The 16,731-nt window shown below is 63.6% G+C and carries 15 protein-coding genes; 7 read left to right on the top strand and 8 right to left on the bottom strand.

The window, feature by feature from the left end; genetic code table 11:
- Nucleotides 1-87 precede the first annotated feature (87 nt).
- Complete coding sequence (locus VHO05_RS16740) at nt 88-1,719, top strand: zinc metalloprotease HtpX (RefSeq protein WP_329647754.1); 1,632 nt, start codon at nt 88-90, stop codon at nt 1,717-1,719.
- On the opposite strand, the gene VHO05_RS16735 is transcribed toward VHO05_RS16740, so the two are convergent.
- Entirely contained in the window at nt 1,716-2,552 is an 837-nt protein-coding gene (locus VHO05_RS16735; protein WP_329647753.1) for an alpha/beta hydrolase, read from the bottom strand. The two genes, VHO05_RS16740 and VHO05_RS16735, sit on opposite strands and share 4 nt — an antisense overlap.
- Nucleotides 2,553-2,699: 147 nt before the next feature.
- Between VHO05_RS16735 and VHO05_RS16730 the strand changes: the two genes are divergently transcribed.
- Nucleotides 2,700-3,299 carry a LysM peptidoglycan-binding domain-containing protein gene (locus VHO05_RS16730; protein ID WP_329647752.1) on the top strand — a complete coding sequence of 200 codons (600 nt, stop codon included), beginning with the start codon at nt 2,700-2,702 and terminating at the stop codon, nt 3,297-3,299.
- On the opposite strand, the gene VHO05_RS16725 is transcribed toward VHO05_RS16730, so the two are convergent.
- The 6 genes from VHO05_RS16725 to VHO05_RS16700 form a co-directional block, all read right to left on the bottom strand.
- A complete protein-coding gene (locus tag VHO05_RS16725) occupies nt 3,259-3,834 on the bottom strand; it encodes a hypothetical protein (RefSeq protein ID WP_329647751.1) in 576 nt (191 codons plus the stop codon). The two genes, VHO05_RS16730 and VHO05_RS16725, sit on opposite strands and share 41 nt — an antisense overlap.
- A gap of 234 nt (nt 3,835-4,068) precedes the next feature.
- Nucleotides 4,069-4,461, bottom strand: coding sequence for a rhodanese-like domain-containing protein (locus tag VHO05_RS16720; protein WP_329647750.1), 393 nt, complete (start codon nt 4,459-4,461; stop codon nt 4,069-4,071).
- Nucleotides 4,462-4,480: 19 nt separating this feature from the next.
- Nucleotides 4,481-5,887: an NAD(P)(+) transhydrogenase (Re/Si-specific) subunit beta gene (locus VHO05_RS16715; RefSeq protein ID WP_329647749.1), complete on the bottom strand. Its 1,407-nt coding sequence runs from the start codon at nt 5,885-5,887 to the stop codon at nt 4,481-4,483.
- Between the two features lie 11 nt (nt 5,888-5,898).
- Entirely contained in the window at nt 5,899-6,291 is a 393-nt protein-coding gene (locus tag VHO05_RS16710) for a proton-translocating transhydrogenase family protein (protein ID WP_414653795.1), read from the bottom strand.
- A gap of 11 nt (nt 6,292-6,302) precedes the next feature.
- On the bottom strand, nt 6,303-7,439 hold the full coding sequence (locus VHO05_RS16705; RefSeq protein WP_329647748.1) for a Re/Si-specific NAD(P)(+) transhydrogenase subunit alpha: 1,137 nt from the start codon (nt 7,437-7,439) through the stop codon (nt 6,303-6,305).
- A 173-nt stretch (nt 7,440-7,612) separates the two neighbouring features.
- Nucleotides 7,613-7,756 carry an aa3-type cytochrome c oxidase subunit IV gene (locus tag VHO05_RS16700; RefSeq protein WP_329647747.1) on the bottom strand — a complete coding sequence of 48 codons (144 nt, stop codon included), beginning with the start codon at nt 7,754-7,756 and terminating at the stop codon, nt 7,613-7,615.
- 205 nt (nt 7,757-7,961) lie between these two features.
- Between VHO05_RS16700 and VHO05_RS16695 the strand changes: the two genes are divergently transcribed.
- Nucleotides 7,962-8,747, top strand: coding sequence for a hypothetical protein (locus tag VHO05_RS16695; protein ID WP_329647746.1), 786 nt, complete (start codon nt 7,962-7,964; stop codon nt 8,745-8,747).
- 4 nt (nt 8,748-8,751) lie between these two features.
- On the opposite strand, the gene VHO05_RS16690 is transcribed toward VHO05_RS16695, so the two are convergent.
- Nucleotides 8,752-9,285, bottom strand: a complete 534-nt coding sequence (locus VHO05_RS16690) for a DUF1285 domain-containing protein (RefSeq protein ID WP_329647745.1) — start codon at nt 9,283-9,285, stop codon at nt 8,752-8,754.
- A gap of 318 nt (nt 9,286-9,603) precedes the next feature.
- On the opposite strand from VHO05_RS16690, the gene VHO05_RS16685 reads away from it, so the two are divergent.
- The 4 genes from VHO05_RS16685 to VHO05_RS16670 are packed head-to-tail and all read left to right on the top strand — an operon-like array spanning nt 9,604 to nt 16,679.
- Entirely contained in the window at nt 9,604-10,608 is a 1,005-nt protein-coding gene (locus VHO05_RS16685; RefSeq protein ID WP_329647744.1) for a MoxR family ATPase, read from the top strand.
- A gap of 6 nt (nt 10,609-10,614) precedes the next feature.
- Entirely contained in the window at nt 10,615-11,610 is a 996-nt protein-coding gene (locus VHO05_RS16680) for a DUF58 domain-containing protein (RefSeq protein ID WP_329647743.1), read from the top strand.
- Entirely contained in the window at nt 11,607-14,498 is a 2,892-nt protein-coding gene (locus tag VHO05_RS16675; protein ID WP_329647742.1) for a DUF4159 domain-containing protein, read from the top strand. Before VHO05_RS16680 ends, VHO05_RS16675 begins: the two co-directional genes overlap by 4 nt.
- A gap of 60 nt (nt 14,499-14,558) precedes the next feature.
- Nucleotides 14,559-16,679 (top strand): hypothetical protein, encoded by a 2,121-nt coding sequence (locus tag VHO05_RS16670; RefSeq protein WP_329647741.1) that lies wholly within the window; start codon nt 14,559-14,561, stop codon nt 16,677-16,679.
- Nucleotides 16,680-16,731: the final 52 nt, after the last annotated feature.

Below are 16,731 nucleotides of genomic sequence, written 5' to 3'. Positions count from 1 at the left end.
GTCGGCTGAAAATCCGGCGGCGAATTTTTTTGTGCAGTGTCCTGGCTTGCCTAGGCAGAGGGTCCGCGGCTCAACTAACGTCCGCACATGGCCAAGCTCTTCTTCGCATCTCTCGTAACGCTCTCGCTCCTGACCGCAATGGTCGCGGGCGTTGTCATCGCGGCTCTCGTCGCAACGGGATCGCTGGATACGGGCTTTGCCCTGATCCTCGTCATCATCATCAATGCGGTAATCTTCTTCGTCAGCCCCTGGCTCACCGACCTGATGCTGAGGTGGGTGAACAAGATCACCTTCCTCGATGATGCTGAGCTCAAGCAGCGCTATCCGCACGTCCACGCCATCGTGCACCAGGTGGCGGATCAATACCGGTTCGAAGTCCCCTCAATCGGCATCATACCGGACCGTAATCCAACCGCGTTCACCTATGGTGTTTTCCGGTCTGGAGCGCGCATCGTCCTGACCGACGGCATTTTCGAGTTCCTGAACGAGGATGAAACACGCGCAGTCGTCGCCCACGAGCTCGGCCACATCGTCAATCGCGACTTTCTCGTCATGACGGTTGCCGGCACGCTCGTGCAAATGCTGTACGTCATGTATTCGAGCCTGACGCGCCGCCAATCCGGCGGCTCGAGCTCGAAGGACAAGAACAACCTCGCCATTATCGGCATCGCGGCCTACGTGATGTACCTGCTCGGAACGTACATCCTTCTGTACCTGAGCCGGACGCGCGAATACCTCGCCGACAGCTTCGCGGCCGAACGCGTCGAAGCGCGGCACCTTGCCAATGCCCTGATTAAGATTGCGTACGGTATCGCCCAGGTCGACGACACGGATCAAACGCGCCAACTCCTCGCGTCCACCCGCCACATGGGCGTCGTCGACTTCAAGGGAGCCGCGCCGCTCGGCCTCGTCGTCGAAGCCTCGAAGCAGCATCCCGAGGCGACCGCCAATGCCATGCTGTTCGATATCTACAATCCCTGGGCCAAATTCGTTGAACTCAACTCCACACATCCGCTGACCGGAAAGCGCATCCAAGCCCTCTCCGACATCGCCGCAGCAAAACGCCAGCCGTTTCAAGACATCGACATCGAAGCCGCCGCGCGACGCGCAAAGGTCGATGGGGCTTACCTCTGGCGAAAATTCCTCCGCGAACTCGCGCTACCCGCTTTGCCAGCAGCCACCCTCGTGGCGGGCGTGGGCCTCAGCTTGGCCAGCGGATGGGCAACCCTCGGGCTGCTTGCAGTACCCGCTGCAATACTTGTCTGGGCGCTACTGATCCCAATCACGTATCCGTTCTCGCAACCGGCCAGCACCGACATCGTCACCCTCATGGGCGACGTGGCCGCCTCGCCGGTCATCGGCCGTCCGGTCCGTCTCGAAGGTCAGGTGATCGGGCGCGCGAATGCCGGCTCCGTCATCGGCGAGGACACGATCTTTGCCGACCCGACGGGCCGCATAGCGGTCGACTTCCGCTCGCTCTGGGGACCGCTCGGCGACCTCTTCACCGGCTGGCGGCGGGTGAAAAAACACATCGGGCAAAAGGGCGAGGTAACGGGCTGGTTCCGCCGCAGCATGGGCGGGTACGTCATCATGAGCGACCTCAAGACGACGGCGGGCCGTTTGAAGGCCTATCCCTATCTCGTCGGTGTTCTCGTGCCGCTCGCCGTCTACGGCACTCTGCTGCTGATCGGCGCCATAACCATCGGATTGGGCACCTAACCTTGACGCTGAAGCGGGTATCGCCCGCGTCTTAGATCGTCGATCCATCCATAAAGCGCATCGTACGAGCCGAACAGATAGTGGTCGGCGTGTCCGGCACCCTGGAACGTTCGGATCACCTTCGGCGGTTGCGCGAGATTGAAAATCTCACGCCCCATCGTCACCGGGACGATGTCATCAAGCTCGCCGTGCAGAATGAGAAGCGGCGCTTTGACATCCTTGATGTGCGTGCGCGTGTCGTAGCGGTCCGTCATGAACCAGCGGCCCGGAATGTAGGGGTAATGCAAGGCGGCAAGGTCCACCATGGAGGTGTACGGCGCATCGAGGACGAGCCCTGCAGCCGATCGCGCCGCAGCCACTTGAACGGCAACCCCCGTTCCGAGCGACTCGCCGTAGATGATGATGTCGACCGGATCGACACCAAGCGCGGCTAGCTGATCGTACGCAAGCTTTGCATCCGCCACATTCGCCACTTCCGACGGCTGGCCCGTGCTTCCGCCGAAACCCCGGTACGTCATCATGAACACGCCCAAGCCGCGCGCCATGTACTTGCGGATACGCTCGATACGCGTTTCGAGCGAGCCCGCATTGCCATGGAAATAGAGGATGGTCGGCAGTCCCGGCTTGGCGCGGGCATACCAGGCGAGCACGCGCTCGCCGTCTGGCGTCTGGATGACGCGTTCTTCGACCCCGACCGAAAGCCCCGCCCTCTGCGGCGTGAAGTAGGTCGTGTCGGGATGATACATGAGTTTGCGCTGAATGATCGGAACGATCGTCGCCAGAAGACCCATTGCCAGAAGCACTCCCGCTGCGATTTTGAAGATCGTCCCCAACCCTCACGCTCCAAAAATTCACGTTGCGAACATCACCAGCGTGCCCATCGAAACCCTTAGCACGCCCCAATGGATCCCGGACCTTAAGTCTCCATTAACCAAAAGCTGCGCTTCTCAAGGTTGTATGCGTTTGCGGAGTTTTTGGTCATGCGTTCCCCGTCCCGCTCGATCGGCACCATTTGGCCGGTCCTGTCCGTCCTCACGATAGCGCTCGCCGGTTGCAGCACCGGCTCCCAGGACAGCTTCTCCACCTCAGCGAACCTTTCGCCCCGTCCTGACGAAGGCATGCGCCGGGACGCGCCGCGCGCCTATCCGGACGGCTCATCCCCCGGCAACACCTACTCCGACGGCACGTATGGCCGTCCTTATGCCGAGGCTCCACGCCGCTATGTCGATCCCGGACAGCCCACGCCGCGCGAATACGCCTCGTACAACAGCGGCCACGGTCCTTACGCGTCTCAGAACATCCAGACCGGCAGCCTCAATTCAGCGAGCGCCCCAAACAATCGCTGGCAACAGCCTGCACGAAACAACTGGCCGCAGCCACAGCCACAGCGCGTCACGACCGGTTCAGTTGGCTCGGAACGCTTCTCCCCGAACGTCGTCGAGGTGCGCGAGGGCGACACGCTTTATAGTCTGTCGCGGCGTCACAACGTTCCAGTCGGCGACATCGTCGCTGCCAACCGCCTGACCAACGAACGCATTGCTATTGGCCAGCGGCTCGTGATCCCGACCCGCTATCGCTAGGAACATTGAAGGGCCTTGCGAGCTTTTGAGCCGGCTCGGTTTCAGGCTTATCGAAGCAATTGAGCAGATAAGCCTGCCGCTCCGGGCCCGGCAGGTGTCCGAACTTCGATCCGTTGCTCCTGGCGAGGTAGGGCGCAAATCCCTCCACGTCGGCACGCGAGAACAGGCCCGCCCAGCGTCCATAGTTGATGGACCAGCAGTCCGCATCGCGCTCGCTCTGCAGCGTCGGCTTGATCACGTGCCCCAGCACGTGATGCGCGCACTCGTGCATGTAGAAGAAGATCTGCATCTTGGGCGGCAGCACGGCCAAGCGATCTGGATCGAGGGAGATGATGGGCATGCGCGCGATGATGGAGGCGCGCCCCACGTCGCCCAGTTCCGTCATTTGCAGCGTGCGCACGATGGCGCCGCGATAATCGTAGCAGCGCATCGGGTTGCCGCCGATGACCGGCTCGACCTCAAGACCGGCCGCGGGCGCGGCCTGCGGACTGGCCGCAAGCAGGATAAGACCGATGAGGAGTGCCGAGGCCCTCATGCGCAAATCCTTCGATAGAGCGATGCCCTCAGATGAGGCCAAGTACGAAGGCTAGAGTCTTCTCGATCTCCGCCGCAAGGGGATAAAGTTGCCGCAGTCAATCGCTTGTGGGTTCCGAAGCCCCCAAACCTCTGGCCATAAATCCCATTTGGCAGGCGCAGCATTAATCATCAGCCGACTGATGCGCGCGAGGACCATTGACCGGCGCGATCAAACACGCACGCCACGGTAGATCTAGCCCTTGGAAACACTCTCGATGGGACGCCCCGCATCTCGCCAAGCCGCGAACCCGCCGCCTAGATGCGCAACAGGCGCCAGACCCATCTCTTGCGCGGTCTTTGTCGCCAGAGCCGACCTCCATCCGCTCGCGCAGTAGAACACGAAGCGACGAGGTTCCGCGAAAATCGGCTTGTGATAGGGGCTCTCGGGATCGATCCAGAATTCGAGCATCCCGCGCGGGCAATGAAACGCGCCCGGGATCCTGCCGTCACGCTCCAATTCGCGCCTGTCCCGTAGATCGACGAGCTGAATCTCACCGCGACCGTGCAGATCACTCACTTCGGACACACTGAGAGTGGTGATCTGCGCGTTCGCTCGGTCGAGCAGGTCCCGATAGCCGATTTTCATCGTGGCAGCCGCGATGGCACTAGTGCGCCATCGCCTTGGCGATCTCCTCGGTCATCTTCTTGGCATCGCCAAGCACCATGACCGTGTTGTCGCGATAGAACACGGGATTGTCGATGCCGGCGTAGCCGGATGCGAGCGACCGCTTGTTGAAGAACACGGTCGCGGCCTTCCACACCTGAAGCACGGGCATGCCGTAGATAGGCGAGGTTTTATCGTCCTCAGCTGCAGGGTTCACGACGTCGTTGGCACCGATGACATAGACGGCGTCGGCCTGCGCGAACTCGGAGTTGATGTCCTCGAGCTCGAACACTTCGTCGTAGGGGACGTTGGCTTCGGCGAGCAGCACGTTCATGTGGCCCGGCATGCGCCCGGCAACCGGATGGATCGCGTACTTCACCTCGACGCCAGCCTTCTTCATGGCGTCACCCATCTCGCGCAGCGCGTGCTGAGCCTGGGCCACGGCCATGCCGTAGCCAGGCACGATGATGACTTTGGAGGCGTTCTTCAGAACGTAGGCCGCATCCTCGGCGGATCCGAGCTTCACCGGCTTCTGCTCGCCGCCGCCCCCACCGGGTCCAGCCGTCTCGCCACCGAAACCGCCGGCGATGACCGAGAAGAAGCTGCGATTCATGCCCTTGCACATGATGTACGAGAGGATCGCGCCCGAAGAGCCAACCAGCGCGCCGGTGATGATGAGCGCGATGTTGCCGAGCGTGAAGCCGATGCCGGCAGCCGCCCAGCCCGAATAGGAGTTCAGCATAGACACGACGACCGGCATGTCCGCGCCGCCGATCGGGATGATGATGAGAACGCCGAACACGAGCGCGAGAAGCGTGATCGCCCAGAACAGCGTCGTGTCGCCACCGGATAGGCAGAACTTGTAGATGAGGAACGCCAGCCCAAGGAACAGGCCAAGGTTCACCACATGCCGCATCGGCAGGATAATCGGCGCGCCCGACATGCGGCCCGAGAGCTTTGCGAAAGCAATCACCGAGCCGGTGAAGGTAATGGCACCGATGGCGAGACCGAGCCCCATCTCAACGAGGCTTGCCGCCGCGATGCTACCCGGATGGCCGATGCCGAACGCTTCCGGCGCGTAGAGCGCGGCCGCGGCCACGAACACCGCCGCGAGACCGACAAGCGAGTGAAACGCCGCGACCAGCTCCGGCATCTGCGTCATCGGGATCTTCTTGGCGATCACCGCACCGATAGCGGCACCGATGCCAAGCCCCGCGAAGATCAGAATCCACGTCACCGTGTCTTGCGGATTGGAAACCGCAAGCGTCGTAAGGACGGCGATGGTCATGCCGACCATGCCGAACATATTGCCCTTGCGCGAGGTCTCCGGATGCGAAAGTCCGCGCAGCGCCAGGATGAACAGAACCCCCGAGACGAGGTAGAGAGAAGCGGCGATATTGGCAGTCATCTGCTGTCCCTCTACTTCCCGGCTTTATCTTTTTTCTTGTACATGGCGAGCATGCGGCTCGTGACGAGGAAGCCGCCGAAGATGTTCACCGACGCCATGACGAGCGCCAGGAAACCGAAGATCCGCGCCAGCGTCGTGCCTTCGGCGACGAGCTCGAGCCCGACGGCCAACAGCGCACCGACGACGATGACCGAGGAGATGGCGTTGGTGACGCTCATGAGCGGCGTATGCAGGGCGGGCGTGACGCTCCACACCACGTAGTAGCCGACGAAGATCGCCATCACGAACACCATGAGACGATAGATCGACGGATCCACCGGCCCGCCGATCCCTTCACCCGAGGCCCACGCCAAAGACGGCAGCAGCGCCATCGCAGCGGCTAGTGCAATCACTTTCGCTTTCATGGCTGGATCCCTCAGGCCGGTTGCGGAGCGAGGCTGGGATGCACGATCTTGCCGTCTTTCGCGACCAGCGTGCCCTTCACGATCTCGTCGTCCCAGTTGACCTTGAACGACTTGTCTTTCTTGTCGAAGAACAGCTCGAGGAACGCGTAGAGGTTCTTGGCGTAGAGGCTCGAGGCGTTGACCGGCACGGAACCCGCGAGATTGATCGGTCCCACGATCTTGACGCCGGAGACCTCGACCGCCTGACCCGGCACGGTGCCCTCGACGTTGCCGCCGCGCTCAGCCGCCAGATCGACGATCACCGAACCGGGCTTCATGGCCGCGAGCATTGCAGCCGAGACGAGCTTCGGCGCCGGACGGCCCGGAATGAGCGCCGTCGTAATGACGATGTCCTGCACCTTGATATGATTGGCGACGAGCTCGGCCTGCTTGGCCTGATACTCGGGCGACATCGGCTTTGCGTAGCCGGCCGCTGTCTGGGCCTGCTTGAATTCCTCGTCCTCGACGGCGACGAACTTGGCGCCGAGCGACTGCACCTGTTCCTTCGTGGCGGGTCGCACGTCCGTCGCCGAGACGACCGCGCCCATGCGGCGCGCGGTGGCGATGGCCTGCAGGCCCGCGACGCCGACGCCCATGATAAACGCCTTGGCAGCCGGCACCGTACCCGCTGCCGTCATCATCATCGGCAGCGCTTGTCCGAACAGCGAAGCGGCATCGACCACCGCCTTGTAGCCGGCGAGGTTTGCCTGGCTCGACAGCACGTCCATGGACTGCGCACGGCTGATGCGCGGCATGAACTCCATGGAAAAGAGGTTCACGCCGGACCCTGCCAGCGGCTCGATCCCCGCCCTGTCATAAGGGTCGAGAATCGCCGCCACCATGGCGCCGGATTTCAGCTGTTTGATTTCATCGGCGGACGGCCGACGCACCTTGAGGAGGATGTCGGCCCCGGCCAGCGTCTCAGCCGCCGTGGCCGCAATCTCCGCGCCTTGGGCTTTCAAAGCCTCATCGGAGAAACGCGAGCGCGCTCCAGCTCCGGACTGTACGCGCACTTTGGCGCCCAGTGCCGTGAGCTTCTTCACCGTCTCGGGCGAGACGGCGACGCGAGGTTCTTCCGGCCCCTCGGCCGTCACAGCAATGGTAACCATCGAACCATCCGTTGACACGCATGCGCCAAGAGGCGCGGAAGCGAAGGGCCAGCAGAAAACCGGCCCGGTGGAATCTCCCAACAAAGGGAGACCGGCATTCCGGGACGGCGAGCAGCGCCAGAATCACAAGTCGGCGCCGTCCGAAGCCGGAAACGCGAGTTGGGGAGGTTGGCTTAGACGAGGAAGTAAGCCATGCCCGACAGGAGGACGACCAGGAAAACGATCAAAACCTTCGACCAAGCAAGAAAATTGGCATACGTGCGGGTGTGCTCGGCGTAGTCCATTGCCGGATGACCGCCCGAAGTATTGACCCCCATAAGAAACCTCCCAGTGTTTCGGTTCGTTGACAAAGCTTGGTAACCCAAGCTTTCCGGCGCTTCAAGCCCGGCGGTTGTCCCACTTGGTCCCATCGGTAGACGACGGAACCTCAGCGAGGGGCCTAAATCTCGGCTCAATCGGATGCCAGTACCGGCAAGCTTTTCCAATTCCACCAAAGTCCAAGCCTTCGTGTCAGGAGCCAAGATGGGCACCCGGTCGTTCTCCGCCCAGCGCCGCAGATGGACACAGCGGCTGACCGCGCTCTTGTGTGCACTGACCATGTCAGCCGCGCCTGGACGCGCGCTCGAAGAGCCGCCCGAGGAATTGCCCGCCCTCAAGGCCTGCGAAAAGCGTCTCTGCATGATGGTGATGGAAAAGTCCGAAAAGGGCGACGACTTCAAATGCGATGCGCAGAAAACGTGGGCCAAGTCCACGCTCGAAGGCGGCGAGAGCAAGGGCGTTTCCTGGGGCTTCGGTGACGCACGCTGCAAGGCCAACATCAAGCTGGAGCGCGCCGATATCATCGCAGCGCTGACGAAGCCGAAGCACACGGTGCGCATCCCCGCGCAGGAAGTGAACTGCGTCCTCGACCGCGAGGGCGAGATCAAGCCAGTTGTCATCAAGCTCGCACCCAAGCTGACATTCAAGGACGGCAAGGCCGACAAGGTTTGGATCAACCTCGAAACCATCGAAGGCCCGGCGGACGTCAAATCGACCATCTGGACTGCGGCGAAGCTCGAAGATTCGCTCGGGATCTTTCACCGCCCCATGATCAAATCGATCAACAAATTCCTCTATCGCCAGTGCCCGAAGCGTTACGGCCCGGGGGCGGAAGCCAAGGCCGACAAGAAGGCCGATCCCAAAGACAAGGCCAAAGCGAAGCCACCGTCATCGCCGGCCAAGGACAGCACCGCGCAAACTCCGGCCAAGGCCACGGAAGCCGCTGCCACGACTCCTCCGGCAGCAAAAGCGGCCGCATCAGCGCCCTAGGCCATCACGTTGGCAGTGGAAAGAACGCACCACCGCTCCAGATGCCGAGAGCGCCGTTGTCGCCTTCTACTGCAAGCTCCACGAGATCATAGACAAGCGGGCGCGTGACCAACGCTTCCAGGCGTCCCCGCACATGCAGATAGGGTTTGAACCCCTGGGGATCGCCCGTCACAAACCGAAGCGGATGATCCGCTCCGCAACGCACGACATCGTCGACGTTGGTCCGAAAAAGGAGCGACTGTCCGCGCCCGGCTCCCTCGGCTTGCATCTCCACCGCCAGAAACGGAGCGTCCGCAACCGCTACGTCTACCTTCTCGACCGGCGTCACGAGGTAGTAGCGCCCGTCCTCATCCCGCCGCAGGACGCGAGCGAACAACTTGACCATGGCCAGCCTTGCGATGGCACTCCCTTGGTAGTGCCACTGTCCGTCCCGCAAGATGGCCAGGCCGATGTCGCCACAATAGGGGGGATTCCAGCGCTCCACCGGAGCCGGCCCCTTGGGGTCGGCCTGTTTCAAAAGCTCCTCTAACCTGTTCATCGAGTGCGCTCGAAACCTTCGGCCGTCAAATCGCTGTTATCGTCAGGTATTTAGCCCAAATTGCAGAGGTTCATCAAACAGCCTCGCGGCCTTGAGCAAAATCGATTGCCGGAACATCGCGGTGTTCGAGCTGTTGATCGAGTAAGCACTATCGGGCGTAATGCACAAAGCTTTCAGTCGCGGCGGTAGTATCCCGAGGCAATTACCGAGTATTAACTTGACCGCTGCCCCCGCGAGCCCGTCACATCACCGGAAATGCGCGTCAGGTCGAGGCTGGCGGCGCACCCTTCAACCTGCGAGCCGGGACGTTCTCAATCCATGAGCACCGTTATCCAGACTGACGAAGCAATCGTTCCGAGGCTCGAAGCAGCAGCCGAACGCGTAAAGCGCGCCCACAAAGCGGCCGCATTGGTGATTTTCGGCCAGGACGTCGTGATCGAGCGCACGCTGATCACCATCCTCTCCGGCGGCCATGCCCTCCTGATCGGCGTGCCCGGCCTCGCCAAGACGCTTCTCGTCGAAACCCTGGGTCGCGTGCTGGGCATGGATGCCAAACGCATCCAATTCACGCCGGACTTGATGCCGTCGGACATCATCGGCTCGGAAGTGCTCGAGGATGGCTCCACGGGCAACCAGCGCCGCTCTTTCCGCTTCATCAAAGGGCCGATCTTCACCCAGCTTTTGATGGCGGACGAAATCAACCGCGCCTCCCCGAAGACGCAGTCGGCACTGCTGCAGGCCATGCAGGAGCATCACGTGACTGTCGCCGGCAACCGGCACGACGTCCCCCAGCCATTCCATGTCCTCGCGACCCAGAACCCGCTCGAGCAGGAAGGCACCTACCCGCTTCCCGAAGCCCAGCTTGACCGCTTCCTTCTCGAGATCGACGTGACCTACCCCGATCTCGCCGCCGAACGGCGCATGCTCTACGCCACCACCGGCACGGACGACCGCAACGTCGAGACGGTGCTGACGGCTGGCGATCTGATGGCGATCCAGCGTCTCGTGCGTCAGATCCCCGTGCCCGACAAGGTCGTCGAAGCAATCCTGAAGCTCGTCCGCTCTGCCCGTCCCGGAACCGGCGCTAATCCCGAAACCGATCGCTTCATCGCCTGGGGTCCCGGCCCGCGCGCCAGCCAGGCACTGATGCTTGCGGTCCGCGCGAAGGCGCTGATCGACGGACGCCTCGCCCCATCGATCGACGACGTCATCGAACTGGCGGAACCCGTCCTGAAACACCGTATGGCGCTATCGTTCGCAGCCCGCGCCGAGGGCCAGGAGCTGGGTCCCCTCATCGCCCGCCTCGCCCGCGCAGTGGAGTAACTGGAGATGGCGCTCAAGGCGCACCTCCCGGGACAAGCAGCATCCGACGGCGACACGCGCGTGTTCACGCTCGAACGTGACGCGCATAGCGTGGCGGACCGCCTGCCGGATCTTCTGCTCGAAGCGGATCGCATCGCGCAGACCGTCGCGCACGGCATTCACGGCCGCCGCCGTGCAGGCCCGGGCGAAACGTTCTGGCAATTCCGCACCTACGAGCAACAGGATTCAGCACAACTCATCGATTGGCGCCGCTCCGCCAGCTCAGATCATCTCTACGTGCGCGAACGCGAGTGGGAAGCCGCCCATACGCTCTGGCTCTGGCCCGATCTCTCCCCGTCAATGAATTTCCGCAGCCACCTCGCCCAAGTCACGAAGCGTGACCGCGCGTTGGTTCTGATGCTCGCATCGGCCGAGCTTCTCGTTCGCAGCGGCGAGCGCGTCGGCCTCCTCGGCCTGACCCAGCCCACATCCAGCCGCCGCGCCTCGACACGCCTTGCCGAAGCCATTGCTTCACATGCCGGCGCACCGCAACTCACCTCCGGCAAGCCGACGCAAACGCGCGTCAGCCGCTTCTCGGGTTTGCTCTTGTTCAGCGACTTCCTCGACCCCATCGAGCATGTGCGCGAAAGCATCGAGACGCTGGCGGCCAGCGGCGCGACTGGACATCTCGTTCAAATTCTCGATCCCGCCGAGGAAACACTGCCCTACGAAGGCCGCACCGAATTCCTTGGTCTCGAAGGAGGCGAGACATGGATCGCCGATCGCGCGGAAAGCCTTCGCGCGCGGTATCAGTCGCGCCTCAAAGCGCATCGTGATGAGCTGCAGGCGCTCGCCACGCGCCTCGGCTGGTCCTTCATGGTGCACCACACCGACCGTCCGCCGACCGAGCCGCTGCTGACACTGATCATGCGTCTCGAAGGCAAGGAAGGCGGCTATCGCTGGCAGGCGTCGCCCGCTTCGGCTTCAAACGAGAGCGCGTCCGGCGCCGCAGAGGGCTCATGAGCTTAGGCGCCCTCGCATTCCTCAATCCATGGCTGCTTGCGGGGCTTGCAACCCTGCCGCTCATCTATTGGCTATTGAAGACGGTTCCGCCGCGTCCGAAACAGGTCGAATTTCCGGCGACACGCATTCTCGTGGGCCTGGAAAACGAAGAGAAGACACCCGCTAAAACGCCGTGGTGGCTCCTCCTCATTCGCTTGCTTGCCGCAGCTCTTGTCATCTTCGCGCTGGCCGAACCGGTCCTCAATCCCGTGCGCGACCGCGCGCTGACCGGCACCGGTCCTGTTGTCATCGTGATCGACAACGGCTGGTCGGCTGCGTCGGGCTGGACGCGCCGCACCGCGCTCGCCGAGCACGTTTTGAGCGAAGCCCAGCGCCAGAACCGTCCTGCGATGATCGTCGACACGGCGCCCGCCACCAAGTCGCGAACGCTCAAGCTCGAAACACCTGGCGAAGCACGCGCAACGCTGGCCGCCCTTCAGCCGCAGCCCTTTGCACCGGATCGCAAGGATACGCTGGCCACGCTCATGTCGAGCCTTTCGTCTATGAACTCGGGCGCCCCCAATATCCTGTGGCTCGCCGACGGCATCGACCATCAGCATGATGCGACGACATTTGCCGAGGGATTGCAGAAAGCAGCCGGACAAGGAACCTTTGCAGTCGTCGACGAAACGGGTGGCGAGGAACCGCTCGGCCTGACCGCGGGCGTCGGCGTCAACGGCAAACTTGTCGCGACCGTGCTGCGCACGGGCGGACCGGCCCGCAGCGGCCGCATCGATGCCTTCTCTGCGCGGAGCCAGCGCTTGGGCGAAGTGTCCTTCACGCTGTCCTCCGGGGCCACCCGAACAGAAGTTGCGTTCGACCTGCCTCTGGAGCTCCGCAATCAGGTCACGCGCTTGGAACTCGCATCCGATCACTCGGCAGGAGCCGTGAGCCTCCTCGACGGACGCTCTCAATGGCAGCGGGTCGGCATGATCTCGGGCGAGAGCCAGGAACAGTCGCAGCCCCTGCTCGCGCCGCTCTACTATCTCGAAAAGGCCGTTCAGCCCTACGCCGAGATCATCCGCCCCAAGGACCACAACCTCGCGCAAGGCATCGACAACGTCCTGAAGCAGAAGGCGAGCGTCCTGATGCTCGCCGACATCGGCACCCTTTCAGGCGACGTGAAAGAGCAGATGAAGGCCTGGGTCGAGAGCGGCGGCGTTCTCGTGCGCTTCGCGGGCCCGCGTCTTGAAAGCGGCGGCGACGACCTGCTTCCTGTGGCGCTCCGCATGGGCGGTCGCACACTTGGCGGCGCGCTCTCCTGGTCCAATCCGCAGCCGCTGGCCGATTTCGACGACGCGAGCCTCTTTACCGGTATTCCCGTGCCCAAGGACGTGACCGTGAGCCGTCAAGTGCTTGCGGATCCGGCCCAGCTCACACCGGCCGTGAAGGTTTGGGCGCGCCTCGGCGACGGCACGCCGCTCGTGACCGCAAGCACACTAGGCAACGGCCAGATCGTGCTGTTCCACGTCACAGCCAATTCCGACTGGTCCAATCTTCCTATCTCCGGTCTTTTCGTTGAAATGTTACGGCGCATCACGGCCCTCGGCAGTCTGGCACCGGCGGGCGGCACGGAGGTCACGGCCGCCGATAAGGCGATCGCGGGCGACCAGTCCGCCGCGCAGGATGCGTTCGCGCCGGTACAGACGTTGGACGGCTTCGGCATCCTCCGTCCCCCGCCGCCCACAGCCGAGGCGATCCCCGCCAACAAGTTCGCGACAGTCCAGGCTGGCCTTACCCATCCGCCCGGTTACTATGGTGCTCAGGGAAGTCCGCGCGCGATCAATGTACTCGACGCCAAGAGTACGCTCGCACCGCTTCCGCGTCTGACCGGGGCCTCGCGCATGCTCTACGAAAGCCAGCCTTCGACGCCCTTGGGCCCCGCGCTCCTGACGGCAGCTCTAGCCCTCGTCTTTGCCGACATCCTCGCCGTGCTGGCGCTCCTCGGCGTATTGGGCGCGCTGACATCCTGGATAAAACCCCGCCAGCGCGGAGTAACCGCCGGTGCGCTGTTGCTCGCGGCCATTGCCGCCTCCGTACTAGCCCCAGGGAACGCGCGCGCTCAGTCTCCCCAAGACGACATCTCCCAGGTTCCGGGCGGGATGACCGCGCAGAAGGCAACCGACAACGTTACGCTCGGCTACGTGCTGACGGGCGATACAAGCGCCGACGCCACGAGCCGCGCTGGTCTCGAAGGCCTCTCGCGCATCCTGGCTGTTCGGACCGCCGTCGAGCCGGGCGAGCCCATCGCCGTCGACATTGTGAAGGACGAAATCTCGTTCTTCCCGGTTCTCTATTGGCCGATCCTCGATACCGCCGAAGCGCTGCCGCCGCCCGCCCTCGCGAAGATCGACGCCTACATGAAGCAAGGCGGCATGATCATCTTCGACACCCGCGACTACGGCACGGGGCTACCGACCGGATCGACGCTCGAGGGCAAGAACGGCATGGCGCTGAAGCGCGTGCTGGGCTCGCTCGACGTGCCCCGTCTGGAGCCCGTGCCGGAAGATCACGTGCTCACGAAGTCGTTCTATCTTCTGCGCTCGTTTCCGGGCCGCTGGGAAGGCGGTCAGCTTTGGGTCGAGGCGAGTGCAGAAGGAGAAGGCGAAAGCCGCAAGGCCCGCCGCGCCGACGGCGTGACCTCCATCATGATCACGTCGAACGATTTTGCCTCGGCGTGGGCCCTCGATAAGACCGGCCGCCCCCTCTATCCCGTGGTGCCCGGCGGAGAAAGCCAGCGCGAGATGGCGCTGCGCACCGGCATCAACATCGTCATGCATGCACTGACCGGAAACTACAAAGCCGATCAGGTGCACGTCCCGGCGCTACTGGAGCGGCTCGGGCAGTGAGTGAAGCGCCGCGAGAGCCAAGCGTGAGGCCGCGGTGCCGCTAAGGAGCAAGAAGCAGGAATGAGTTGGTCGATCGAGTTTGCGCCGTTGGTTCCGGTCCCCCTTCTGTGGGCGGCCGGCATCATCGCGGCTGTGCTCATCGCCGTGCTCCTGTTCCGCCGTAGCCGCGGCGCCATCTGGCGTGGCCTGGCCCTCGCCGCCCTGATCGCTGCGCTCACCAACCCGACGCTACGCGAGGAAGAGCGCGAAAGCCTCGCCAACATCGCCCTCGTCATCGTGGACGAGAGCACGAGCCAGGCGCTCGACAAACGGCCGGAGCAGAAAGCAGCAATCCGCGCGGACCTCGAAAAACGCCTCGGCGGCATCAAGAACCTCGAAGTCAAATGGGTGAGCGCCGCCAAGGACGAAGCCTCGACGGGACAGGGCACGCAGCTCTTCGCCGCCCTGAACCAGGCGCTCACGAGCACACCGCCTGATCGCCTCGCAGGCGTCGTCCTGATCACGGATGGGCAGGTGCACGACGTGCCGAAGCAGGCCTCCGCACTCGGCTTCGATGCACCCGTTCACGCGCTGTTGACCGGCACGCCGCACGAGTTCGACCGCCGCATCGAAACGCTCGAAGCGCCACGCTACGGCCTCGTCGGCCAGTCCCGCGACATCAAGATCGCCGTCCGCCAATCCGGCAAGAGCCCGAGCGGCAATGCGCCGGTAAACTTGAAAATCCGCCGCGAAGGCCGCCCCGACGAGGTCCGCGCCGCCGCGCTCGACGAGCCGGTCTCAATCGAAATGCCGTTCCCGCACGCGGGCACGAACATTCTCGAGGTCGAGCTCGAAACGGCACCGGGCGAACTCACACCTGCCAACAACCGCGCCGTGATCGTCGCCGAAGGCGTGCGCGAGAACCTGCGCGTGCTGCTGGTGTCGGGCGAGCCGCACGCGGGCGAACGGACGTGGCGCAACCTCCTGAAGTCGGACGCTGCGGTCGACCTCGTCCACTTCACCATTCTGCGCCCGCCCGAGAAGCAGGATGGCACGCCGATCAACCAGCTCTCGCTGATCGCCTTCCCGACCAAGGAGCTGTTCTCGGACAAGATCAAGGATTTCGATCTCATCATCTTCGATCGCTACGAGCATCGCGGCATCCTGCAGCTCGCCTACTACGACAACATCGCTCGCTACGTGGAAGGCCACGGCGGTGCGGTGCTCGTCGCAGCCGGCGACGACTACGCTGGAATGACGAGCCTCTATCGGACGCCGCTGTCTCCGATCCTGCCCGCCGCACCGACCGGCCGCGTACTGGAAGAGCCGTTCCGTGCCAAGATCACCGAAGAGGGCTTCCGCCATCCGGTCACGCAGGGCCTTGCCGGCGCGAACGCCATCGGCCCCGACCGCCCCGCCACCTGGGGCCACTGGTTCCGCCAGGCCGAGGTGCGGCCGGATCGCGGCCGAGTCGTGATGGAAGGGGCCGAGAACCAGCCGCTGCTCGTGCTCGATCGCAAAGGCAAAGGCCGCGTGGCACTGCTCACGTCGGATCACGCGTGGCTCTGGGCGCGCGGCTACGAAGGCGGCGGACCGCATACCGATCTGCTGCGCCGCCTCTCGCACTGGCTCATGAAAGAACCCGATCTCGAAGAGGAGCGCCTGATCGCGTCCGCCCGCGGCTTGAAGCTCACCGTCGAGCGCCGCACGCTCGAGGACACCGTTTCGCCGGTCACCATTTCGGCGCCCGGCGGCGAGCGCACGGACGTGCAGCTCGAAAAGGAGCGTCCCGGCGTCTGGAAGACGACCATCGATGTGAAACTGCCAGGCCTCTACAAGGCCGAGACGCAGGCGCCGTCCGGCATGCTGACGGCCGTTGCCCACGCCGGCGTGGTCGACCCGCGAGAGATGAGCGAGGTCGTCGCGACTGACCAGAAACTGAAACCGTTGATCGAAGGCACGGGCGGCGGGATCTATTGGACCCGCACCGACGCCACGACGGACGGCACGGATGTTTCGCTTCCCCGCGTGTCACTGATGTCGGGCGCCCGCGTGCTGGCGGGCTCTGGCTGGATCGGCCTGCGCGACCGCGAAGCTTTCGTGACCAAGGGCGTCAAGCTGACACCGATGTTCACCGGCTTCCTCGCCCTCGCCGCGCTCCTCGCGCTGATGGCCATGGCCTGGTGGCGCGAAGGCCGCTGATCGCGCCTGCTAACGTCTCGCACCCGTTGTCATCCCGGACGTGCGCTGTCGC

Origin of the sequence: Hyphomicrobium sp., from assembly GCF_036262015.1 — a bacterium.
GTDB lineage: Bacteria > Pseudomonadota > Alphaproteobacteria > Rhizobiales > Hyphomicrobiaceae > Hyphomicrobium_C.
Note: the sequence above shows the minus strand (reverse complement) of the source record. Positions and strands in the feature narration are given on the sequence as shown.

Coding starts and splice junctions, on each gene's coding strand:
- VHO05_RS16690 (WP_329647745.1), bottom strand. CDS start 9,285: ATGAACAGGTTAGAGGAGCTTTTGAAACAGGCCGACCCCAAGGGGCCG.
- VHO05_RS16730 (WP_329647752.1), top strand. CDS start 2,700: ATGCGTTCCCCGTCCCGCTCGATCGGCACCATTTGGCCGGTCCTGTCC.
- VHO05_RS16700 (WP_329647747.1), bottom strand. CDS start 7,756: ATGGGGGTCAATACTTCGGGCGGTCATCCGGCAATGGACTACGCCGAG.
- VHO05_RS16670 (WP_329647741.1), top strand. CDS start 14,559: ATGAGTTGGTCGATCGAGTTTGCGCCGTTGGTTCCGGTCCCCCTTCTG.
- VHO05_RS16705 (WP_329647748.1), bottom strand. CDS start 7,439: ATGGTTACCATTGCTGTGACGGCCGAGGGGCCGGAAGAACCTCGCGTC.
- VHO05_RS16680 (WP_329647743.1), top strand. CDS start 10,615: ATGGCGCTCAAGGCGCACCTCCCGGGACAAGCAGCATCCGACGGCGAC.
- VHO05_RS16715 (WP_329647749.1), bottom strand. CDS start 5,887: ATGACTGCCAATATCGCCGCTTCTCTCTACCTCGTCTCGGGGGTTCTG.
- VHO05_RS16675 (WP_329647742.1), top strand. CDS start 11,607: ATGAGCTTAGGCGCCCTCGCATTCCTCAATCCATGGCTGCTTGCGGGG.
- VHO05_RS16740 (WP_329647754.1), top strand. CDS start 88: ATGGCCAAGCTCTTCTTCGCATCTCTCGTAACGCTCTCGCTCCTGACC.
- VHO05_RS16720 (WP_329647750.1), bottom strand. CDS start 4,461: ATGAAAATCGGCTATCGGGACCTGCTCGACCGAGCGAACGCGCAGATC.
- VHO05_RS16710 (WP_414653795.1), bottom strand. CDS start 6,291: ATGAAAGCGAAAGTGATTGCACTAGCCGCTGCGATGGCGCTGCTGCCG.
- VHO05_RS16695 (WP_329647746.1), top strand. CDS start 7,962: ATGGGCACCCGGTCGTTCTCCGCCCAGCGCCGCAGATGGACACAGCGG.
- VHO05_RS16725 (WP_329647751.1), bottom strand. CDS start 3,834: ATGAGGGCCTCGGCACTCCTCATCGGTCTTATCCTGCTTGCGGCCAGT.
- VHO05_RS16685 (WP_329647744.1), top strand. CDS start 9,604: ATGAGCACCGTTATCCAGACTGACGAAGCAATCGTTCCGAGGCTCGAA.